The sequence below is a fragment of the Methanoplanus endosymbiosus genome, assembly GCF_024662215.1.
GTDB lineage: Archaea > Halobacteriota > Methanomicrobia > Methanomicrobiales > Methanomicrobiaceae > Methanoplanus > Methanoplanus endosymbiosus.
In genome coordinates this window covers 1,005,627-1,026,792 of record NZ_CP096115.1, presented here as the reverse complement: position 1 = coordinate 1,026,792, position 21,166 = coordinate 1,005,627, and the positions used below count along the sequence as shown (strand labels likewise).

Genomic DNA, 21,166 nt, shown 5'->3' with positions numbered 1-21,166 from the left:
TAATCATGATTAGTACTAATTGTGATTAGTATTATTATTTTCAGGTTTTATTCATCTTTAAGATGCTTCTGATGCTCCATTGCCCTTCTGCTTATCTCTTCTCCGCTTAAATCTTCAAAGAGGGATTCCCGCCATCTTGTATAATCAAATTTATCCCTTTGAATAAGAGCAATAAATCTTTCAGCTTCTACCATACCAAGATGCTGGTTTAGTATTTCAAGACCGGAAATCTTAATTTCAGAATCTGTTTTCATTTTAATCCTCACATTCCATTACAAAATTTACAGGATTCATAATTGTCATACCAGATATTTCATCATTTCTCAGAGTAGCATATGAAATTATTTATCACATCAGATATTTCATCATATCATCAAGGTCATAAATCAGATAATTATCCCCTTTGATTTTATCTCTGTCTGTAATTTTATCTTTATCTGTGATTTTTCCGGCAAACAACGCATATTTCTTTGTATAATCCTCATTGTTTTTTGTGCTGTTTTTGGTGCTGTTTTTGACGTATTCTGATTTCTGTTCAAGTTTATTAAGTATTTTTAAAGCATCTGATGCGGATTTTTTACCGTATTTAACTTCTGCAAATATTATCGTTTCTGCATCATCATCTACTGCAATCAGATCAATCTCCTCTCCTTTATGCCACCATCTGCCGGTTCTGGCTTTGGGAAATATAGCCGGTGCAATTTCATTTCTGACAAAAGATTCAAATTTTTTTCCGAAATATTTGTTAAAGTCATAATTTGTGTAACATCCTCTCTCAATCTCATTTCTGTTAGGACTTACAAAACTGTACCAGAAATCAATAACAGAATCTTTGATTATGTATATTCCGGATTTTTGGCTGCTTAAGAGTGGTGTCTCTTTTTCGATAAATCCAAGTCTTATCAGTCCATCCAGATATGGGTATATCTTTCTGGTATCTATTCCGCAGTTTACTGCAATATCAGAAGGTTTTGTCTTTCCCTCTGCAATGGCTGAGAGTATTCCCTGGTAGGTCTTTAATTCCCGGAATTCCTGTGACAGGAGGAAATATGGCTCACGGTAGAAGTAACCGAAATTTGAGAAAAATTCATTTCTCACAAATTCTTCATATGTCTCATATTCCGAAGCCTTTTGCAGGTATTCAGGCACTCCTCCGGTTGTGAAATAGGTTTTTAAGCTGTCTTTCTCATTCTGGCTGAGAAATAATTTTGCATCTTTAAATTCAAGAGGTTTTAAGAGCATATCCCTTGTTCTTCTGCCATATAATGGTGAAGTATAGGAGAGGGCATATTCGCTCATAAGGTTTAGCAGAGACCCGGAGAGAATAATGCACCATAAAGAGTCAGACAGTCCCCTGTCCCATGCCTTCTGGATTGCTGAAAGAATACTTTTATCACTTCTGATCAGGTACGTGAATTCGTCTATTATAAGATAAGATCTTTTATCCGGCGGATTTTTCATGAGATATGTGAATAATTCAGTCCATGATTTTATTGTCAGGCCCTGTAAAAGTTCATCGTTTAAATATCCGGCAATTTCAGCTTTGAGGCCGTTAATCTGGATCTGAACGGTGACATCTTCGGCAAAGAACATTATACCCTCTTTGCCTTTTATGAATTCATTTACAAGCCTTGTTTTTCCAACACGTCTCCTGCCGTAGATGATTATGAGGCGGCCTCCATCTGAATTCCATTCTCTCTTCAGAACCTCCTGCTCCTTCTCACGATCAATAAAATCCCTAATCATGATTAGTACTAATCGTGATTAGTATTATAATTTTCCGGCACCTGTTTACTGTCTGAGCTGATCTTCACAATGCAGGGCTGATAATCATATCAATAGTACATTTAACCATCGGGATGTGTATCATATTTATAACATAATGTAAGATTTACTATACATTGTGCTGACGATAGCTAACAATCAGAATATTGAAGGAAAAGGGAAACCGGGAGTGAATATTTTGTCCGGCAAAAAAATATCAGTTCTTTTTGCATCTGCTCTGCCGGTGGCAACCAACTCCTTTGAACCGGAGAAGACGGAGGGGTTATACACCCGCTACCATTCGATGATTGAGCCGTACGTCACAGGCACGGAGGGTGAAACAGAAGGTTATACACACCTGGAAAGTCCCGAAGATTTCACTTCGTCACCGAATGAATCAACAGAGTATACATACAGCCGCTATGGTGCGGTCATGGAGTTTATCTCCGGACAATAAAAATAACCCAAAATATGGAGATATAATTATGAACTTAGCAGCACAGAAAATTCCGGATGAAAATAACAGTACAACAGATGATATTATCCGGAAAATCTCATCCGGAATAGAGAATTATGAAATAATAACCCTTGAAGAACTGAAAAAGTCTGATGCCAATCTCATGAGCAGGCGTGAGTCAAAATACCTGATGACCTTTGAGGAATGCCTTAACATAATCTCTGCACTGTCAGGAGATTACAGAATCCTTGATGTTGAAGGCTGCACAGTAAGCGGTTATGAGACGGTATATTATGATGACAATTCCTTCATAACCTACCATCAGCACCACAGCGGAAAACTGAACCGTTTCAAGCTCAGAACCCGCCGTTATCTCTCTTCAGGTGAGAGTTATGTGGAGATTAAGGAGAAGAAGAATACCGGAGTCACGATAAAGAAGCGTATAGAAACCACAGAATCCGGCATACTCCCAAAAGAAGAGCAGGATCTCTTCCTGAAGTCCAACTTTCCGTATGACTACCATACTTTCCACCCGGTTCTGACAACAGAATATTCAAGGGTAACTCTTGTATCAAAGAACTATAGCGAGAGGATCACCTTTGACTTCGGGCTGACATTCAGTAACACCGGTGATAAAATTTCACTGCCTGAAGTTGTGATCGCAGAGGTTAAAAGTGGCAAAAACGCCTCTGAATCAAAGGCCCTATCTGTAATGCAGAAGTATGGTGTCCGGAAGAGGAGCTTTTCAAAGTACTGCATCGGGGTATCACTCATCTATAAAAACCTGAAGCACAACCGTTTCAAGCCAAACCTGATGTATCTCTCCCGGATTTCCGGAGGTGAAGCACTATGCTGCTAAACTCAGCTCTGCTGTTAGTTCTGGGATTTGTGATAAATTTCATCAGTGCTTTCATAATTGTCAGATTTATCTACTATCCCAAAAGGAGCGAGCCTAATTTCATCTTCACATTTCTTGCATTCAATGTGATTGTGTATTTCATAATGGGCCTCTTTACCAGCATTGAACTCTCTATCGGTGCGGGGTTCGGGCTTTTTGCTCTCTTCTCCATTCTGAGATACAGGACAGAAACAGTCCCCATCAGGGAGATGACATATCTCTTTGTGATGGTTGCCCTTCCAATCCTGAATTCAGTGCTCTTTGAATCGGGGGAATACACCAGAATCATTGTCATAAACCTGGCAGTAATAATTGTCATCTGGATTCTTGAAAACGGCTGGGGCTTTAAAAAGGAGGTTATGCAAAAGGAGATCCTGTATGAAAAGATAGAACTTGTAAAAGCAGGCAGAAAAGCAGAGCTTATTGAGGACCTCAGAGAGAGAACCGGTCTGAATATTCTGGATGTAGATGTGGAAAAGATTGATTTTCTCCGTGATGCAGCTGAAATCAGGATATTCTATTCCGGAAATTCAGCTGAAAAATCAGAAGCAGATTCAGGTGATAAATCCGGTTTGAAACCGGACAGCAAACCTGAAACGGATAATGAAATCACAGATGAACCGGAGTTAAAAGCATGTGATAAATCTGAAATGGATACGACCTTAGTAAATGAATCGGGCTCAGTTAATCAGTCTGAACCTGATAGATAATCAGAATTGGGCAGACAATGTCTGTTATGGTTCGTTCTGAGTGTATTGTGGCAGAATAAGAATAATAACTATATGTGGTAATAACATGGAAAACAAAATCAGAAATAAGATATCATTGCTGTTTGCAGTCTCACTGGTGGCACTGTGCCTCCTCTCGTGCGGCTGCACATCCCAGTCTGAGTCAGCAGATACAACCTCACAGAGTCAGGCAGAGATAACTGCTGCCCCACCTTCCAGTCCGGATCCTGAAATGACAAGACCTGAAATGACAGGTGATGGGGTAAATCCGGAAGAGATGCCCCCTGAAAATGTGGACAGAGCAGGAACAGAAGCAGGAGCACCGGAAGGAATGGGGATGTCAGGAGATGTCCGTGTTGAGCCGGACTTAGCCTTAGCGGCTGAAACCCTCGGAGTAACAGAAGATGAGCTTACTGCTGCACTTGGTGACAGGGTTGAAGGAGAAGAAATAGATCTTGAATCAGTAGCCTCAGAACTTGGCGTTACTGTAGAAGAACTTCAGGAAGCACTTGGAGTTCCGGCAGGCATGCCTGCCGGTGGCGGAGTCGGTGGAGGAGCCGGTGGCGCTGGTGGAGCTCCGGGACAACGCTGAAATTTTTATTTTAAATTTTCTTTTTTTGTCAGGTTTCATTATAATTCCGTTAATGTCTCTTGAATCTGAGTGAAAATCTGAAATCATATCGGAGAGTTATCCCCGGTACCTTTCTCAATTAGTTTGTATGTCCCCTGAGGATTACGTTCTTCTTTAATTTTCGCCACTGCTACTGTACTGTCAATTGAATTCTGTCGGGGTTGGTGGATAATTTAAATGATAATATCGGATTTCAGTCCGTAATGTTTTACATGTGGTTAAAAATGTAATGTGACATTGCAACAACTCAGGCATGACCTGGGCACTGCTACATTAAATGCTTTTATATCGGTCAGAATCTGCCTTGTTACCTCTAATTCCCCCGGTATATTTCTTCCGGCCAGGTCTGGCAGTCTATGTGATGATGATGAACCGGTCAGGTGTAACCTTTAGAAATGCTACAATTCCGGCGGAGATAAGAACAGGAATGACAGAACCAAAAACAGTATTGCCAAAATGGTAAATTTCTCTCTTTCCGGTGAATAAAGCTGTGCCTGAGTGGGATAACTCTTCTTCATAATTTTAAATATCAGGTGAGAATGAAACTCCGGAATGTTTCATAACTTTCAGAGGACAAAACCGGTGTACAGCGGCCCATCTTCATCTGCCTGATCTCAGATGTCAGAACCCAGGTGCCTTTAATCAGCAGGTATTTCCGTTTAACTACAGGGGTGTGTGTCATATAAATAACATTATGTAAAACATTTCTTACATGGAATCGGAGATGTATGATTCAGGTATGAATAAAGATCTTAAACTGACAGTAAGTCTGGAAATTCAGGAAGTCAGAATAAATTAAAACGGTGATATTAACATGGATTCTAAGATAAAAAAGAGTATATCATTGCTTTTTGCAGTCTCATTGGTGGCACTGTGCCTCTTTTCATGCGGCTGCACATCACAGTCAGAAGGTACAGCAACAGAAAATCAGGCAGAAATAATTGCTCTTCCTCCATCCGGTGCAAATCCTGAAATGGCAGGTGCAGGAACTCAGAGAGGAATGGGAATGTCAGAAGAAGGACGTGTAGAGCCGGTGGACTTAGCCTTAGCGGCTGAAACCCTTGGAGTAACAGAGGATCAGCTTGCTGCTGCACTTGGTGACAGGGTTGAAGGAGAAGAAATAGATCTTGAATCCGCAGCCTCAGAACTTGGCGTTACTGTCGAAGAACTTCAGGAAGCACTTGGGCCACAACAGGATGGCATGCCTCCCGGAGGAAGAGGGGATATGTCATAACCCCTGAAACATTATTATAATACTTTTTTTAGCTTTTAACTGTATAATCCAGGCAGTTATTTTTTCACTCCGGAAAAAATATATGATCTGAGATCATGGAGATCTCCCTGGTGCCTCTTTCAATCAGTTTATATGTCACCTCCGGGGCCTTCTCGTCCTTAATTGCCGCTATTACCACTACATTAACTGCCTCTACATCAACCAGAATCTTCCTTGTTACCTCTACCTCATTGAGATATTTCTTCCAGCCAAGTCTGGCAATCCATGGAATTATAATAAACCGGTCAAATGTAACCTTCAGAAATGCCACAATTCCGGTGAAGATAATAACAAGAATGACCGAACCAAAAATAGTGTTTCCCAAGTGTGAAATCTCCGAGATAATGACGATCAGAGCAACCGATATAATTATGTCCACACGTGTGAGAAGATTGGATATAGTATTGAAGTACTCTGTTCTGCGGGCGATTGCAAGTTCCTTTTCTCTTGCAACCCAGTCCATTTTTGATGTAAGTTCGTTAAGCCTCTCCCTCTCTTCCTGGGTATAGTGCTTCCGGAGGGACTGGCTTATATTTGTCCCTGCCTCATCCATCAGCCTCTTAAAAATGTCTCCCGCTTCATGCAGTGCCCAGTGAAGATTGTATCTGTCCCGGTTATCATATATCTCATCAAGCCAGAGGAACATCTCTTCAAAATGGTTTATGCGGCAGAGATCCAGATCAACAAGCTCAGGACTATATTCATCCGGATAGACTCTCTGTATGAATTTCTTCATACTGTCGGCAAATTCCCCGTTTTTATATGATTTTGTCATATTCACCTGGAATTGAAATTCTTTTAAGCAGGAACCTGAATACTTTCTGTAACTGTCGGGTTGCTTTAGATAATTCATTTATTCCAGGTGAATAAAGTTGTGCCTGAATGGGATATCTCTCATGCAGTTCATATGACAGGTTTAATTATCTCAAAAAATCAGGCAATGTTATATAGAAAGTATCACGGGGGAACCGGCATACAGCAGTCACCCCTCATCTGTCTCAGCGGAATAACAAGGGGTGTTCTGCCATCTCCTATGTCCCTAACCTCGGCCTCAACACCATAGACAAACCGGATATTTTCCGGGGTTAAAACCTCCCACGGTTCCCCGGCGGCGATGATCTGCCCGTTTTTCATCATAATGATCTCATCCGAGAATTTTGCCGCCATATTAAGGTCATGGACTGCCATCACAGCCGTAATTCTGCCCTCTTCGACAAGCTCCTCAACAATCCTCATCACATCCATCTGATGCCAGAGGTCAAGATTTGAAGTCGGCTCATCCAGCAGCATAAAACCGGTCTCCTGCACCAGTGCCCTTCCGATGAGGGCCTTCTGCTGCTGCCCGCCGGAGAGTGCATTAAAAGATGAAAGGGCAATCTCCTCAAGTCCCAGAACTTCTATCACATCCCATACTCTCTCCTCATCCTCACCTGAACTTGTCCAGCCAAGATGCGGCCTCCTGCCCATTAATATTACATCAAAGACAGTATGCGGAAATACCCTCACAGATGACTGCGGGACATAAGACATCCTCTTTGCAAGCTCCCGCCTTGAAATTCCGGATACCTTCTCACCGTCAACCTCCACAAGGCCCACTTTGGGATTTAGCACCTGATTGACGCATTTCAGAAATGTGGACTTTCCGCATCCGTTAGGTCCGAGAATTGAGATCATTCTCCCCTCCCTTATGTCAAGTGTCAGGCCCTTTAGAACCGGAACTGAATCATATGCAAACTCAAGATCCTTAACTGACAGTTTTACCTTCATTGCCAGAACTCCTTTCTCTTACCCTTAAGTATGAGATACAAAAAGAACGGCACTCCCAGAAGTGAGGTCATAATTCCGGTAGGGATAACCACAGGTCCGATAATATTCATCGCAACTGCATCAGCGGCTATAAGGAGCATTGCACCAAGAATTCCGGATGCCGGAATTAATATCCTGTGATCAGCTCCGATTATCATCCTTGCCATATGCGGCGCTACAAGCCCGATAAAGCCTATTGTCCCTGTAAAGCAGACAATCGTTGCAACAAGAAAGGAGGAGACCATCATTGTAAACATCCTTACCCTGTCAGTATCAACTCCAAGGCTTTTTGCAGAATCGTCCCCGATTGTCATGAGGTTCAGGTCCTGTGCCTTTGACATCAGAAGAGGTGTGCATATCGCAAAGATAACAAAGAATAGCAGGAACTTATTCCACGAAAATGCTGAGAGATCCCCCATACCCCATGTAGTCATAAGGCGTAACTGCTCGTCATTTGCAAAATATGCCATAAGCTGGGAGAGACCAGAGAATAGGTAGTTAACCGCAATTCCGGCAAGAATGAGCGTCTCAGATGTCGCACCTTTCAGTGCCGCAAGAGCGACTATGAAAAAGGAGCATGCCATTGCAAAAATAAAAGCATTGGCAATAAGAATATATGCCCCGCCAATCAGGGCAACGCCGAATACGGCGGCAAGAGCAACCCCGAAATGTGCCCCGGCTGAAATTCCGAGTGTGAAAGGGCTTGCAAGCGGATTTTTCAGGACTGCCTGCATGACGCATCCGCATATCCCAAACCCAAACCCGGCAAAGATGCCGCCGATAATTCTTGGGAACCGGATATTCCATACCACCTGTTCAAAGACATCATCCATACTGAAGACTGACGGAACAAACCTTGCAAAGAGCGTCTCATATACCTGCAGAATAGATATCTCCAGAGGGCCGAGTGTGATTATAAATCCGGCTGCGATAAATATCGCACCTAAAATTCCGGCAAGGAAGAGAAATTTTCTCCCTTTAAGCCTCTTATGCTCCTCCCTTACCTCCTCAAGCTTCTTCGTACGCTCAATTCTGTGTTTTTTTGCATGTTCGGATACCGGCTCATAATCCGGACTCATTGCAGAAATCCTCCTTATTCCACCAGATTCTGACCGGATAATATACTCTCTCTGTCCGGAATCTGCCGTTATCATCCGGAATAAGAGTATCCCTCATATATTCCCTGATTTCCTCCTGCATATCTTCTGTATAATTTCCCCTGTCGATCCAGAAATCCGCCGCCTCGTCCGGCGAGTCATAACTCTGCCTCCGTATGCTTTTCTCAACCGAAACATTCGGATATATCCCCATACTGTGCAGAACATGCACAATGGTGAGATAATCCGGAGTTGTCATATCAGATGTCTCAGCCCCAAGCCTCTTCATAAGCTCAGGGTCAGGCATATGCCGCATCGGCCCGGCAAACCAGAGAATATTGACCGTTCTCTTTGCAAGTGAGTTAAGTTTCTCAAGTCCGGCCTTAAGGTCATCAAAACCGAGTGAGTTGGATGCAAAGACAACGTCATGTACCGGAATATCTTTACCTGCCTCAATATCCTCAAAATTCCGGTTGATCACCGAATAATTTGAAAGACCCGCGTTTCTCATATTCTCTTCAAGAAATGCAAGCATGCCTTTTGATGGCTCAAGTACTGTTACATGGGCGGCATGCTGGGCAAGAGGCACTGCATACCTTCCTGTTCCTGCACCCATGTCAAGCACCGTATCGGCGGGCAGAAGTCCCAGTGCCTCAACATTTCTCAGAGTTTCATCCGATGTGCCTGAAACAGCTCTATTAAATGATGCTGCCCTGCTGTCCCAGTCAAAAGAGGAATTGTTGTTTCTTCTCCGGAATATTCTCCACATCCGGTTATAATCAACTATATCTATCATACCTTCTGCTCCACCGGGAATTTAAGGTATTCAGAATATGCAGTATATACACCATCTGTATCAAGGAATGCCTCTTTAATCTCGTTTCCTTCAGCTTCCATATCTATATGGGCAAATTTTTCAGGATAAAGTATCTTTGCGATATAGATCAGGTTGATGAGATTGATGTCAGTCGGACGGCCGCGGCAGTTTGGATAAAAGACATTATAGACCTTTCCCTCTTTGACCGCTTTAATTGACTGAAGTTCAGGAGCATCAAGGATGAACTGAAGTCCGGCATCCTCAGGGTCGGAGCATGCAACAAGGATAACATCAGGATTCCAGGCGATTATCTGTTCAATTGCCACATTTACATCGCCGTCTGCACATCCCTCTGCAATATTAATTCCGCCTGCCATAGTGAGGGCATCATAGGTGTTTACCGTTCTTGTAAAGTCCCTGCCCTCTTTTGCGTCATAAAATCCCTTCTTTGCACCTCTTGGAGCAAAATAAACAGTCAGCTTTTCATCTTCAGGAATATTGTCTGTTATGGATGTTATCATCTCAATTTTTTCATCCATGAAGGAGACGAGTTCATCTGCCTCTTTCTCCTTTGAGAGAACCTCTCCTACTGATACAAAGTGATTCTTCATTGTGCTGTATTCAAAGTCGCATCCGGAAACAAAGACCGGGGCACCTGTCTTCTCGGCCATGTCATCAGCACGGTCCTTCCAGAATTCAGCTTCAAAGATGATGTCCGGCCTTAAAGATGCCATATACTCATAATTGACCTCATATCTTGTGCTCGTCTGGGGAACGTTATTAAGTCCGCCGTCTGTGCAGCTGTCCCAGCACTCCTCGCAATAGATCTCATCTCCGGTTGTCATCGGACATACACAGCCTGAATCAACAGTACACTCATCAGATCCTACAAGGAGATCGCCATCGCCGTAAGCGATAACAAGGCGTGAATTGTCAGGATTTGTGGTGATTATCCGCTCTATCGGGCGGTAAAAGGTCATAGTCCGCCCGTCCATATCTACAACATTATGTGCTCTGCCGTTCCAGACTGTATAGACATAAGCCGCGTCAGAAACCTCATCAAGTGTCAGATCATTATTTCCAAGCATATAGCTGCAAACAGCATCTGATACCATCTCTTCTGTAATCTCCCCGTCTGCTCCCAACGGAAGTGTGTCGCCTGCAACTGCCGGCAGAGATACAAAAAGTGCCAGGAGAAGAGCAGTAAATAACAGTTTAAGTGTAATCTTCATATTTTATGCCTCCCTTCTCCCGGATACTGTGAGAACTGCTCCGGCTGTGATGAATGCAGCAATGCCCGCAATAATTCCAAATCCGGGACTTTTCTCTGCCCCTGAATCTGCACTGCCCTTCTCTTCCGGAGCATTGGAATCACCAGGTGCTGTCCATCTCTCCTTTCCTTCATTCATATCCGGAGTGAGTGTCAGGAGGTCTACCCATTCGGTCTTAAACCCTGTCTTCCCGTCTCCGTTTCCGGTCAGCTCATATGATACGGACTTTTCATCTGAGAGAAAGAATGCGATTTTACCATTTTTCCGGTCAGTCTCAAAGTTATCCGATGCAGAGACCATACTCTCATCCTCTGCAAAAGTCCATCCCTCAGGCACAGTCTCTACAATTCCGACCGCGAAAGGTTCGTCTGATTCAACAGTAAACGTGACTGTTGCTTTATCTCCATTAACCGAAACATCCCGGTCAACAACCGGAGCACCCATAACAGGCACAGTCAGCAGTGCAGAGATTAGCACCACTGTAAGAATAATCCATTTGCCGGATTTAATAATTTTCATGTTCATTTTCCAACGTTTTGTGATAAATAATGGATTTTAATAAATTTAGTAATACTTTTTTTAATCCTATTCATAAAAAAAGATTTCCAATTGATTTCTTAGTGGTATTTGTTGTGTATTTTGGGTCAAACATTCTTATTTTTATCATTATCTATTAAATTATTAACCATCATTTATGTTATCTTTAGATAATGTCCATTAAATCAGGATTATTATGGAAAATCCGGAACGTATTTATTATCTGGATTTTTCCGAAAAAAAGGATATTACAGGGCTAATAACTGATATGATTTTATGATTTCTCCACATCAGCATCAAGGTTCACAGTTTCGTCAGCAAAGGTTGCCAGCTGAGCTGAGATCACAGGGTCAACTGCATTTTTTACAGAATACATAATACCTTTTGCAGAGTTCAGCCTTGCCTTATTTGCAAACATATGCAGAAAGCGGATGATCTGAGCGGAATCGTTATAGACAAACATTGTATTCACCGAGTCTATCATCATGAAGAGATTCTCCTTATCCTTCATAGCCACCATAGCCTTTGTCAGTGCAATCCCTATATTTGTCAGCTGTCCCGGACTGTTTATGTATATGCAGTTATTCTCATCTTTTTTTTGGCCAACAGCCGTAATGGTTATGCAGTCTATAAAAAATATATCTGATGTATCTGTACCTTTTTTATCGAGGGCTTTATTTAATATTGACCATGGTTCATTGATAGAGATTACAATCCCTGAAAATCCCAGACTGCATAGTTCTGAGATGGTGGATATAACACTGTTTCTCAGTGTCTGCGGCTCTGCCATTGCAATGATTATCTCACTCTCAGAAAGAATCTCTGTTATTGGTGGCATTGAATTATTATCCGTTATTTCCTTTATACGATTATTCTGCGCTCTGTTACGCCTTTTGAAATATTTTGCGATATTTATTTTCTGACCGGAAATTTACCCGGTTTTTACTCAGTCAGAAATTCCCTGTAACTGTCAAGCACCCTGTCTGAACCGGCGAGGGCAACTTTGTTTAACTCCGAAATATTCTCATTTATCATCCTGGCATTGCATTTAATCACCTCAATTATAGTTCTGACATCATTCCGGTCAAAATCCTCCTGAACTGTCATCTCTTCAAGAAGCTCCAGATTCCTGGTAATGCTCATAACCGGATTTCTGGTCTTGTTCACGGTTTCAAAAAGATATGTCAGGATTTTTTTCTCCTCCTCCTTCAGTTTTTTATTGCTCTCCGTGAGCTGCTGGTTTGTATCATCAAGCTCGGTATAAAGAGCAATCAGGCCCTCGTTTGTCTTCTCAAGTTCAAGACTCAACTCCTGAACTTCCTTTGTCTTTCTGTCAAGCTTCTCCTGAAGGTAATTTATATCCGGTTTATCACTCAATTATTTCACCACCATGACTGTTCCGTCATCATTCTTCCGCCAGTATTTATTCATGATATAATGTGCAATAATATCAGGTTTCTCCTCCGGCATGCAGTCATCAAGGTTAATTTTTGCACTGATGCCATCAGAATGTATGACTGCCATATTTCTGCCTGAAACCCAGGGGTAAGACTGAACTTTTACTTCCCTTCTTTTCATACCAAGAATGCCGGGTACTGACTGAAAACTGATATGGTCCTCCTTTGGATAGAGATGAACTGATATATCCCCGACACCTCCAAACTCCATAAATCCCCTATCGTCATTGATGAACATAATACTCGCCACTGCCCCCCTTGTCTTTTTAAGTTTCTCACCGAGGCCGTCAATCAGCAGTTTTATTGAAGTTTTTGAGGCGTTATTCCTTAAATATTCCTCTGCACATGCAGAAGCCTCACGGGCATGAATGCCGTGTCCAAGGCCGTCTATCACAGCTATACATGCCCCGTTTTTAAACCTCTCAATATAATAGCCATCCCCGCAGACATTTTCAAGCGGATGTGGTCGTGTGAGGACACTTATCATAAGCTTCTTTTCCGGAATTACGGGGATCTTCTCCGCGTATTTTTTTATGGCTATTGTCGTCCCGGAAACACTGGATTTTATGCTGAATTCATCGGATAGTCTTCTTACTGAACCAAGCCCGACGCCCATACTTCTGGATGAGGTCGTATATCCGTCTTCAAGGGCAAGTTCATAATCAGGGATGCCCGGCCCTTCATCTTCCGAAATTATCTCAAGATAAGTTCCGGATTTTTCATCTGTGAATACTCCGTATTTTATCCTTCCGTTTATTGTATCATGTTTTATATGGTTTGAGGCAAGTTCTGCGGCAATGAGATCGATCTCATTCATCGCTTTATCCGGGAAATTATTCCGGGATGCAAGGTTGTGGATGTCGTTTTTTACCGCTGATTTGTGTGCATGCAGATATATCCTTCTGCAACTGTATTCAGAATTCATGGCAGGTACTTGATAATTTCAATTCTTGTCCCTTTTTCGGGTTCTGAATGGATATTCATCTCATCAACAAGCCGTTTTGATCCGGAAAGACCAAGGCCAAGGCTTCCCGGAGTTGTTGTATAGCCTTCCTGCATCGCAATGTCTGTGTCCTCTATCCCAGGCCCAAAATCCTCAAATATTACTTTTATTCCGTTCGGACTTTCTACACTCTCAATGATGACCGTTCCGCATCCTGCATATCTGTATATATTCCGGGACAGTTCGGAAGCTGCTGTTGCAAGTTTTGTCTGGTCCACTATTCCAAATCCCATGCCTGAAGAAGCATCCCTGACCATCCTCCTTGAGGTGAGAATATCGCTTTCATCTTTTATCTCCACAGATTTAAGAAACATACTAACTCCGTAATATCCTCTCATCTCCCCGCGGAAATTTCCTGCAATATCTCAAAGCCGCTGTCAATGTCACATGCGGTTGTTATCCCGGAGAGGTCAAGCCCAAGGTCCACAAGTGTTATGGCAACTGCCGGCTGAATCCCTGTTATAACAACCTTTGCACCCAAAAGTCCGGCCATAATGCCGCAGTCCCTCAGTGTCCTTGCCATAAATGAATCCACAATGTCAAGGGCAGATATGTCTATCAGTACTCCTCTGGCCCCTGTTTTTGATATCTCCTCAAGAATATCCTCCTGAAGGGCAGTGATTATCAGATCATGGAGATCTGTCTGAATGGAGACGAGAAGATAGCTTTGCAGTTTCAGAATTGGTATTCTGTCCATGGCCTAATGCTCCTGAATGACCATGCTCTTTCTGACAATAGTAAGACCCTTTTCATTGAGGGCATATTCTACACCTTCCTGAAGGGTTGCTCTTGTTGTTATATCGCCAAGGTCTATTCCGAGATGCACCATTGTCATCGCAACTTCAGGTTTAATTCCGGTAAAGATCATATGTGATCCGAGCATCTTTACAGCCTGTGAGGTTTTCAGGATATTTGCAGCAACTGCTGAGTCTATTGTCCCTACTCCGGTTGCGTCCATAATGATGAATCTTGCACCAGTATCACGAATCTTTATCAGAAGCTCTTCCATCATCTGAAGGGTTCTCTCAGAATCCAGTGTGCCGATGAGCGGCAGAATCAGGATGTCCTTCCATATCTGTGTAACAGGAGTTGATAATTTAATGATCTCCTTTGTTTTTTCAAGCAGTGCCTCTTCTGACCACATCCTCTCAATTATTTTGCTCATCCTTTCAGAAAGTATCTCAAGCAGAGTTTTTTCCTCTTTTAAGAACGGATCTTTATCAAAGCCTGGCTTTTCTTCCATGTAATAGACTGTGATCTCACCAACTGCTCTTCCTTCAACCTTAAGCTGCTCTGACATATTCCATTCAGTCTCCCTGAATGGTTCGGTTCTGAATTTCTGTCCCTTTAAATTGACCTCTGCACATGCAATATCAGGATACTGCAATGCGCCGGGGAGGCGTTTTATTATTTCCACGATGATGTTATCAGCGTTTTTGCCTTGACTGTCCACAATATTTGATATGCTGTGAAGGAAAACTAACTCTTTTTCTCTCTCTGTAAGCTCTTTTTTCAGTTGTTCTTCTGTTTTCTTCATATTAACCACCTGTCTGTATATTTGGGTATTTATCCGGAGATAGCAGTTGTTTCCGGATATTAAATAGTTTATTTATCTGTTTATTTATCAGGATGTCCTGATCTCTCTTTAAAAAAATCTGTTTTTAAATTTAAGGTTTTAATTTTTAGGCTTCTGTAAGGGTATCTGATAATATTTTTGCAATATCCATCCAGATTACAAGGTTCTTCTTTTCATCCCCTTCCTTTCCGATCTTAATAATGCCCTTTACATATGCTTCCTTTGACATCGTCTCATCCATCTGGTCTATGTCATCTTCAGATACCTGAAGCACGCTCTGTACGTCATCCACAATAAGACCTACATTTGAGCCGTTTGCGGCTTCCGGAACAAGGACGATGATCTTCTGGTTTTCTGCCTTATTTCCGGCGGGAAGCCCCATTAAATAATTGAGGTTTAGTATATTGGTTATCTCGCCTCTGAGGTTGATTATTCCTGCGATGTGTGCCGGTGCCCTTGGCACAGGCGTTATCGTCATCATTTCAACAATCTCTCTTGAAATATGTATATCAAGTGCATACTGCACTCCTCCTATTTCAAACTGTACGACATCTTTCATTTCAGCCATATTAATCTCCTCTCAGTATTTGAATCTGGCATTTGCAGTGTCAAGTTCTTTTACAAGTGCATTTACTTCATGAATTGCACTTCCAATCTCTTCTACAGATGCACTTGCCTCTTCTGCAAGGGCTGCAAGTTCCTCTGCTTCTCTCTGAACCTCTTTTGTCTTTAATGTTCCTTTGTCAACCGACTGGACGACATTGTTGGATATATTTGCCTGGTCCTCAATTGCCTTTGTGATCTCGCCTATATCGGTTGTGACCTGTCCGGCATTGCTGATTATTGTATTGAGGGCTTCAAGTGTCTTTGTCACGCTCTCAACACCGTCAACGATCTCTTTGTTGGCATTATTAATTGCTCCGGCTGTCTTCTCACTGCTTGTCTGAACCATCGAAACAACGCTTCCTATTGAATCTGCTGCTGTTCTGGCCTCTGCTGCAAGGTTTTTGACCTCTCCGGCAACAACAGCAAATCCACGTCCGTGCTCACCCGCACGTGCTGCTTCAATGGCTGCATTGAGGGCAAGGAGATTAATCTGTCCTGTGATGTCATTTATCAGTTTTACGACATTGCTGACTTCCTTTACCTTCTCAGTCAGGTCGCATATCTCATCAACACTCTCCTTTGCAATTTTTTCGACATTGCCCATCTTTTTGTTTGTATCATTGGCAAGTCCCTGTGCCTCTTTTCCAATTTCGACGACATGGTTTGCGGCATTGAATACTTCCTGTGATGTGCTGGCAATCTCCTCATTGGATGCTGAAAGGTCGGCAATCTGCCGGTTTATATCCTCAATGCTGATCAGCAGTTCTTTTGTCAGTTCTGCCGCTTTCTGGCTTGTGTTTGCGACCCCTTCTGCCGCCTTTGCAACTTCGTCAGTTCCCTTTCCGACCTCATATGAGTTTGCTGAGATCTGTTTTGTGACATTGCTTGTCACTTTCATCGCTTCAGCAACATTTATCCCTATGGCATTTATTGCCTCCTTAAATTTCAGGAAATCACCTTTTACAGGAATAATGTCTGAAAATCTTGCTGTAAAGTCTGCATCTGCATAACTGTTGCATATGGTCATTGCCTCGTTTATAGGCGTTGCAATGGCATCCATTAAATTATTGAGGTTTTCAACGAGGTCAACATATTCGCCGTGATACTTTTTACTATCAGATCTGACTCCAAGCCTGCCGTCTGTTCCGGCAGTGACAAGTTCCTCAATCTCAACAACAAGCCCTCTGAAGGTGTCATTTACAGATCTTATTGATTCTGTGATCTCCACAAACTGCTCCCTTACATCCTTTGTGTATTGGTCTGCCTCTCCGACAGTCAGCTTTACATCTTCAAATCTCCCTTTTGCTATGTATTCAAGGTCAGCTGCAACCTTTGCAACCTCCTGCTTCAGATATTCCCCCACTTTTGTTGTTGCGGTGATGTCCTGAATTATCTCAACATGGCCGATATTCTTACCCGCAGCATCCCTGATCCATGCGGCATCCACCATGAAGTTTCCGCCGTCCTGCTCAAAGAATGTCTTATCTTTTCCTTTTCTTAAGCATTCGACACCGCAGTCTTTTGTTTTGCATATATTTGCATTCCATCTGCTGCACTGTGTGCCGATAGCCTCTTTTTTACTGACATTTGCCATTTTTGCTGTTGCAGTGTTTAAATAGGTCCAGTTCATATCCATGTCTGTAACTGATACAGGGAATGGTATTACATCAAGAATTGATTCAAACCAGGCTCTCTCGTTTTCTATATCGGTTATATCAACCCATGTTGTGTTTATATTTCTTACATGACCTTTCCCGTCAAGGACGGGGATTGCAGCTACTTTTATTATTCTCTTCTCCCCTCTGAAGGTCATGTTGAACCTGCCTTCTGTTCTTCTTTTCTTCTCAAGGGCATCCTTTGTCCCGTCACCCTCAATTTTTATGATGTTAAACTCAGAATAGAGATCACTCATCTTTCGTGAGATGATATTCTCTTTATTCAGTCCCGATAATTCAATAAAATCATCATTCAGATCCTCAATTACGAGATTCTGGTCTATCATTAACAGAGGAATCGGGGCTGTAATTACAGTTTTGTAAAGATAATCCCCCTTTTTGTCGCAATTATTTTTTTCTTCAATCAGCCTGTTGATCAACTTTCCAACGGGTATTAATTCGTCATCAACTCTGTCTAAATCGACTGATGTGCTTATGTCGCCACCCAAATATTTTTCAAGTTTATTTGTGAGTTCTGTTATATCCATGATAATCACAACCGGAATTTCGGTTATTTTACACCCTTTTTAAGGAGTCTTATAAACTCTTCTTGGCAGATCATCTGATAAATAGTTTGTGCATGTTGGGGCGGCCTGCCGGAATGGTTATATCTTTGGTGCTAATAGGCTGACTTAAGGTATTTGCCGGCTCTATGGCTTTGAAATTATGACGTGGTCTGTAAATTATGGGCAGAGAAAAAGAGAGGTATATTTATCGTCCCTGTGAGGGAATGGATATATTATTAATCTTTGGTAATACTGACTGCGACCTGTGCAGATAATGCTTCCAGAATGAGTTTTTTATCATATTCTATCTGATCTGCTGTATGGGATGCGACTACAATACATCCTTTTATCCCGGAATAGTGAATAATGGGAATTATTCCTGATGTCTTAAGATTTTCGTGGACTAAATTCTCTTTGCTGTATTCTCCGGAGGTATTGCTGCAACAGTCATATATGCAGTCGCCTTTGAGAATTCTATTGTAATATCTGTCGCAAAAAACGGTTTTTTCTATGTATTTTATGAATTCCTCTGTTAATCCGGTATAATTCCTGAGGTGCATCGAACCGGATTTTTCATCGTAAATATATATTGCACCGCAGTCCATATCTGAGACCTCAATTGCAGTACTTAGAATTATTCTGAATATTTCGTCAATAGAATCTGCTTTCAGTATTTTCAGTCCCATCTCCTTTAGTTTACCGGAGTTTTCATAATAGCTCTCTCTTGCTTCAGCATCTCTTAATTGTCTGAGGTTTATATCTTTGATATGGGAGAGATAAATGCTCAGATGCCATACCAGACTGATGATGTCTTCAAATTCATCTTTTGAATATATTTTTTGGGCCAGGTATTCATTTATTATCTTACTGGAAGTCTCTTCGTCAGCCTGAACAGATTTCAGGAAACGGGTAAGTTTTTCATATCCCGTTTTAATCCTGCAATTGCCGATATACCATATTCCGTCAGGCTCTTCTGAGATATTTACCGGGACGGCTCCGCAGATCAGTCCTGTTGCCTCACATTCCCAGGTTTTTGGAATATTATTTCTTTTGATGTATTCTATGGCCTGTACAGAATGTTTTTTGCAGATCTCTCCTGCTTTTTCATAATTCTGACTGAGAATATCGCATATGCTGCCGGATTTGCTGAATTTTGTTACAGGGTGTCCGTCTGCTGATGAAATAACCATTGATATTCCAGTTACCGCTGAGAGTAAATCCTGGACATCCTGAAGTTTTTTTAGGTTCAGGTAGTTTGTGTTCAGGAATGTTTCAACCGTTTTTTTTGAGGAGATTTCAGGTGATGCAGCTAAATGGCTGTTCGTCTCATTCTTCTTAGGGCTGTTGTTATCGGGGCTGATCCCTGCCTTTATATCCCTGAGCTCCCTCTTTGCTGTTTCAATTTTTCTCTCATATTCGTGCTGCCTGATGGTATTCCACAGCCCTTTCATCAGGAGAGTTATCTGCCGGATGTCTGATTCATCGTATTCTTTCTCTTTATTTGCGACACCGGCAAGCAGGACTATCTTTTCGCCGTCAAATATTGGGACACCGAGATGTCTTGTTATTCCAACATGCCCTTTTGGCAGACCCTTTTTTCCGGGGTTATCAGCAGAATAATCATTTGTGATTATGGCCCTTCTCTGTCTTATCGGCTCTCCCCATAGCCCTGTCTTTGGTATCCGGAATTCTTTGGATATATTTTTTATTCTGCACTCATCCATTGCATTTACTGACCATGAGTACATCTTTAAAAGGTCATTCTCCTCCTCAACAAAGGCGAAATAGCCGTGAGTGCTCTCTGTATTTTTTATATTTTCCTCAAGTGCATAATCCATGAGGCTTTTTAGATCAGAGTCTGATCTGTTGGTGAACTCCAGCAGTGTTTCAAACCGCTTTTCATCCATGAGCAGTTTTTCATCAGCCTTTTTCTTCTCAATGGCAGTCCTTATTTTGTGTGAAAGTTCTGCAAACTGTGATTTTGGGTCCCCGCCTTTCTGGATATAGTATTCTACCCCGTAATTAAGGGCTTCAATTACGACTTCTTCCCTGCCCCTGCCTGTAAAAATAATAAATGGTATCCCCGGATATTCCTCTTTTACTATTTTTAAAAATTCTATGCCGTTCATATCCGGCATCTCGTAATCTGAGACGATCAGATCGACATTTTTCTCATTCAGATATTTTAGGGCTTCCTCCGGTGAATTTTTTGTCTCAACCGGAATGTTGTATTTCTGCTTAAGAAAGAGTTTTGTCACTTCAAGAAGTGCCGGTTCGTCATCTACATAGAGAACTGTATTTATTGGTCCAACCCCTGCTAATCCAGTAATGTATGATTATTCTTTGATAATAATTATATCCTTCGTTAATATTAGCAAAATACCTCTGTTCGCCCGGATCATATTTCAGTCAATAATTTATCTTCTCTCTGAAATGTAAAATAATTAGTAATATGGCTGATTTTTGTGTAAAAAAAGTATTTCTGCTCAGATTCCGGCCGGAAAGGATCTCCTGCCGGATATATATTCCTGCCCTTTCCGTTATCTGAAATCTGTTCTGATTAGTTCTCAACCAGGGTATCTTCAAGGATTTTGGCGATGTCAATCCATATGACAAGATCCTTGTTTTCATCCCCTTCCTTTCCTATTTTGATAATACCCTTCACATATGCTTCCTTTGACATTGTTTCATCCATCTGATCAATGTCATCTTCAGATACCTGTAGCACACTCTGTACATCATCGACAATGAGTCCGACATTGGAGCCGTTTGCAGCCTCGGATACAAGGACGATTATCTTCTGGTTTTCTGCCTCATTTCCGGGAGGGAGTCCCATCAAACAGTTGAGGTTTAAGATATTGGTTATCTCTCCTCTCAGGTTGATAATCCCTGCAATATGTGCCGGTGCCCTTGGAACCGGAGTAATTGGCATCATCTCGACAATCTCACGTGAGATATGGATGTCAAGTGCATACTGCACTCCTCCAATCTCAAACTGCACTACATCCTTCATTTCAGCCATTT

23 protein-coding genes are annotated in these 21,166 nt (G+C 42.0%); 5 read left to right on the top strand and 18 right to left on the bottom strand.

Annotated features, from left to right (window positions below; translation table 11 throughout):
• Positions 1-47: 47 nt before the first annotated feature.
• Both L6E24_RS04340 and L6E24_RS04335 read right to left on the bottom strand, forming a co-directional pair.
• Positions 48-254 carry a hypothetical protein gene (locus L6E24_RS04340; RefSeq protein ID WP_257743498.1) on the bottom strand — a complete coding sequence of 69 codons (207 nt, stop codon included), beginning with the start codon at positions 252-254 and terminating at the stop codon, positions 48-50.
• Between the two features lie 94 nt (positions 255-348).
• Positions 349-1,746: an ATP-binding protein gene (locus L6E24_RS04335; RefSeq protein ID WP_257743497.1), complete on the bottom strand. Its 1,398-nt coding sequence runs from the start codon at positions 1,744-1,746 to the stop codon at positions 349-351.
• A gap of 217 nt (positions 1,747-1,963) precedes the next feature.
• On the opposite strand from L6E24_RS04335, the gene L6E24_RS04330 reads away from it, so the two are divergent.
• From L6E24_RS04330 to L6E24_RS04310, 5 genes are all read left to right on the top strand, one after another.
• Entirely contained in the window at positions 1,964-2,221 is a 258-nt protein-coding gene (locus tag L6E24_RS04330; protein ID WP_257743496.1) for a hypothetical protein, read from the top strand.
• Positions 2,222-2,249: 28 nt separating this feature from the next.
• Positions 2,250-3,080, top strand: coding sequence for a polyphosphate polymerase domain-containing protein (locus L6E24_RS04325; RefSeq protein ID WP_257743495.1), 831 nt, complete (start codon positions 2,250-2,252; stop codon positions 3,078-3,080).
• Complete coding sequence (locus tag L6E24_RS04320) at positions 3,071-3,829, top strand: DUF4956 domain-containing protein (RefSeq protein WP_257743494.1); 759 nt, start codon at positions 3,071-3,073, stop codon at positions 3,827-3,829. Before L6E24_RS04325 ends, L6E24_RS04320 begins: the two co-directional genes overlap by 10 nt.
• Positions 3,830-3,914: 85 nt before the next feature.
• Entirely contained in the window at positions 3,915-4,439 is a 525-nt protein-coding gene (locus L6E24_RS04315; RefSeq protein WP_257743493.1) for a hypothetical protein, read from the top strand.
• A gap of 853 nt (positions 4,440-5,292) precedes the next feature.
• Positions 5,293-5,712: a hypothetical protein gene (locus L6E24_RS04310; protein WP_257743492.1), complete on the top strand. Its 420-nt coding sequence runs from the start codon at positions 5,293-5,295 to the stop codon at positions 5,710-5,712.
• 64 nt (positions 5,713-5,776) lie between these two features.
• On the opposite strand, the gene L6E24_RS04305 is transcribed toward L6E24_RS04310, so the two are convergent.
• The 16 genes from L6E24_RS04305 to L6E24_RS04230 all read right to left on the bottom strand — a co-directional run bounded on the left by L6E24_RS04305 (position 5,777) and on the right by L6E24_RS04230 (position 21,164).
• Positions 5,777-6,526 (bottom strand): hypothetical protein, encoded by a 750-nt coding sequence (locus L6E24_RS04305; protein ID WP_257743491.1) that lies wholly within the window; start codon positions 6,524-6,526, stop codon positions 5,777-5,779.
• Positions 6,527-6,708: 182 nt separating this feature from the next.
• Positions 6,709-7,518 (bottom strand): ABC transporter ATP-binding protein, encoded by an 810-nt coding sequence (locus L6E24_RS04300; protein WP_257743490.1) that lies wholly within the window; start codon positions 7,516-7,518, stop codon positions 6,709-6,711.
• Positions 7,515-8,636 (bottom strand): FecCD family ABC transporter permease, encoded by a 1,122-nt coding sequence (locus L6E24_RS04295; protein WP_257743489.1) that lies wholly within the window; start codon positions 8,634-8,636, stop codon positions 7,515-7,517. The genes L6E24_RS04300 and L6E24_RS04295 overlap by 4 nt, the downstream gene beginning before the upstream one ends.
• On the bottom strand, positions 8,620-9,450 hold the full coding sequence (locus L6E24_RS04290) for a class I SAM-dependent methyltransferase (RefSeq protein WP_257743488.1): 831 nt from the start codon (positions 9,448-9,450) through the stop codon (positions 8,620-8,622). The genes L6E24_RS04295 and L6E24_RS04290 overlap by 17 nt, the downstream gene beginning before the upstream one ends.
• Entirely contained in the window at positions 9,447-10,703 is a 1,257-nt protein-coding gene (locus L6E24_RS04285; protein ID WP_257743487.1) for an ABC transporter substrate-binding protein, read from the bottom strand. The genes L6E24_RS04290 and L6E24_RS04285 overlap by 4 nt, the downstream gene beginning before the upstream one ends.
• Before the next feature lie 3 nt (positions 10,704-10,706).
• Positions 10,707-11,261 carry a hypothetical protein gene (locus tag L6E24_RS04280; RefSeq protein WP_257743486.1) on the bottom strand — a complete coding sequence of 185 codons (555 nt, stop codon included), beginning with the start codon at positions 11,259-11,261 and terminating at the stop codon, positions 10,707-10,709.
• A 292-nt stretch (positions 11,262-11,553) separates the two neighbouring features.
• Positions 11,554-12,117 (bottom strand): DUF7504 family protein, encoded by a 564-nt coding sequence (locus tag L6E24_RS04275; RefSeq protein ID WP_257743485.1) that lies wholly within the window; start codon positions 12,115-12,117, stop codon positions 11,554-11,556.
• Between the two features lie 104 nt (positions 12,118-12,221).
• On the bottom strand, positions 12,222-12,656 hold the full coding sequence (locus L6E24_RS04270) for a hypothetical protein (protein ID WP_257743484.1): 435 nt from the start codon (positions 12,654-12,656) through the stop codon (positions 12,222-12,224).
• The gene (locus L6E24_RS04265; protein ID WP_257743483.1) at positions 12,657-13,661 is read right to left on the bottom strand and encodes an ATP-binding protein; all 1,005 of its coding nucleotides are present in this window, start codon (positions 13,659-13,661) and stop codon (positions 12,657-12,659) included.
• A complete protein-coding gene (locus tag L6E24_RS04260) occupies positions 13,658-14,053 on the bottom strand; it encodes an ATP-binding protein (RefSeq protein ID WP_257743482.1) in 396 nt (131 codons plus the stop codon). Before L6E24_RS04260 ends, L6E24_RS04265 begins: the two co-directional genes overlap by 4 nt.
• 20 nt (positions 14,054-14,073) lie before the next feature.
• Positions 14,074-14,436, bottom strand: a complete 363-nt coding sequence (locus L6E24_RS04255; RefSeq protein WP_257743481.1) for an STAS domain-containing protein — start codon at positions 14,434-14,436, stop codon at positions 14,074-14,076.
• A 3-nt stretch (positions 14,437-14,439) separates the two neighbouring features.
• Complete coding sequence (locus L6E24_RS04250) at positions 14,440-15,276, bottom strand: STAS domain-containing protein (protein ID WP_257743480.1); 837 nt, start codon at positions 15,274-15,276, stop codon at positions 14,440-14,442.
• Positions 15,277-15,421: 145 nt separating this feature from the next.
• A complete protein-coding gene (locus tag L6E24_RS04245; RefSeq protein ID WP_257743479.1) occupies positions 15,422-15,883 on the bottom strand; it encodes a chemotaxis protein CheW in 462 nt (153 codons plus the stop codon).
• Positions 15,884-15,895: 12 nt separating this feature from the next.
• Positions 15,896-18,124 carry a methyl-accepting chemotaxis protein gene (locus tag L6E24_RS04240; RefSeq protein ID WP_257743478.1) on the bottom strand — a complete coding sequence of 743 codons (2,229 nt, stop codon included), beginning with the start codon at positions 18,122-18,124 and terminating at the stop codon, positions 15,896-15,898.
• 254 nt (positions 18,125-18,378) lie between these two features.
• Positions 18,379-20,400: a GAF domain-containing protein gene (locus tag L6E24_RS04235; protein ID WP_257743477.1), complete on the bottom strand. Its 2,022-nt coding sequence runs from the start codon at positions 20,398-20,400 to the stop codon at positions 18,379-18,381.
• Positions 20,401-20,702: 302 nt separating this feature from the next.
• A complete protein-coding gene (locus L6E24_RS04230) occupies positions 20,703-21,164 on the bottom strand; it encodes a chemotaxis protein CheW (RefSeq protein ID WP_257743476.1) in 462 nt (153 codons plus the stop codon).
• Between the last annotated feature and the right edge of the window lie 2 nt (positions 21,165-21,166).

Excerpts from the sequence above, each read along its gene's own strand:
- L6E24_RS04245 (WP_257743479.1), bottom strand. The coding sequence starts at position 15,883 with ATGGCTGAAATGAAAGATGTCGTACAGTTTGAAATAGGAGGAGTGCAG.
- L6E24_RS04305 (WP_257743491.1), bottom strand. The coding sequence starts at position 6,526 with ATGACAAAATCATATAAAAACGGGGAATTTGCCGACAGTATGAAGAAA.
- L6E24_RS04340 (WP_257743498.1), bottom strand. The coding sequence starts at position 254 with ATGAAAACAGATTCTGAAATTAAGATTTCCGGTCTTGAAATACTAAAC.
- L6E24_RS04280 (WP_257743486.1), bottom strand. The coding sequence starts at position 11,261 with ATGAAAATTATTAAATCCGGCAAATGGATTATTCTTACAGTGGTGCTA.
- L6E24_RS04255 (WP_257743481.1), bottom strand. The coding sequence starts at position 14,436 with ATGGACAGAATACCAATTCTGAAACTGCAAAGCTATCTTCTCGTCTCC.
- L6E24_RS04250 (WP_257743480.1), bottom strand. The coding sequence starts at position 15,276 with ATGAAGAAAACAGAAGAACAACTGAAAAAAGAGCTTACAGAGAGAGAA.
- L6E24_RS04295 (WP_257743489.1), bottom strand. The coding sequence starts at position 8,636 with ATGAGTCCGGATTATGAGCCGGTATCCGAACATGCAAAAAAACACAGA.
- L6E24_RS04240 (WP_257743478.1), bottom strand. The coding sequence starts at position 18,124 with ATGGATATAACAGAACTCACAAATAAACTTGAAAAATATTTGGGTGGC.
- L6E24_RS04300 (WP_257743490.1), bottom strand. The coding sequence starts at position 7,518 with ATGAAGGTAAAACTGTCAGTTAAGGATCTTGAGTTTGCATATGATTCA.
- L6E24_RS04275 (WP_257743485.1), bottom strand. The coding sequence starts at position 12,117 with ATGCCACCAATAACAGAGATTCTTTCTGAGAGTGAGATAATCATTGCA.
- L6E24_RS04230 (WP_257743476.1), bottom strand. The coding sequence starts at position 21,164 with ATGGCTGAAATGAAGGATGTAGTGCAGTTTGAGATTGGAGGAGTGCAG.
- L6E24_RS04265 (WP_257743483.1), bottom strand. The coding sequence starts at position 13,661 with ATGAATTCTGAATACAGTTGCAGAAGGATATATCTGCATGCACACAAA.
- L6E24_RS04335 (WP_257743497.1), bottom strand. The coding sequence starts at position 1,746 with ATGATTAGGGATTTTATTGATCGTGAGAAGGAGCAGGAGGTTCTGAAG.
- L6E24_RS04285 (WP_257743487.1), bottom strand. The coding sequence starts at position 10,703 with ATGAAGATTACACTTAAACTGTTATTTACTGCTCTTCTCCTGGCACTT.
- L6E24_RS04310 (WP_257743492.1), top strand. The coding sequence starts at position 5,293 with ATGGATTCTAAGATAAAAAAGAGTATATCATTGCTTTTTGCAGTCTCA.
- L6E24_RS04260 (WP_257743482.1), bottom strand. The coding sequence starts at position 14,053 with ATGTTTCTTAAATCTGTGGAGATAAAAGATGAAAGCGATATTCTCACC.
- L6E24_RS04290 (WP_257743488.1), bottom strand. The coding sequence starts at position 9,450 with ATGATAGATATAGTTGATTATAACCGGATGTGGAGAATATTCCGGAGA.
- L6E24_RS04320 (WP_257743494.1), top strand. The coding sequence starts at position 3,071 with ATGCTGCTAAACTCAGCTCTGCTGTTAGTTCTGGGATTTGTGATAAAT.
- L6E24_RS04325 (WP_257743495.1), top strand. The coding sequence starts at position 2,250 with ATGAACTTAGCAGCACAGAAAATTCCGGATGAAAATAACAGTACAACA.
- L6E24_RS04315 (WP_257743493.1), top strand. The coding sequence starts at position 3,915 with ATGGAAAACAAAATCAGAAATAAGATATCATTGCTGTTTGCAGTCTCA.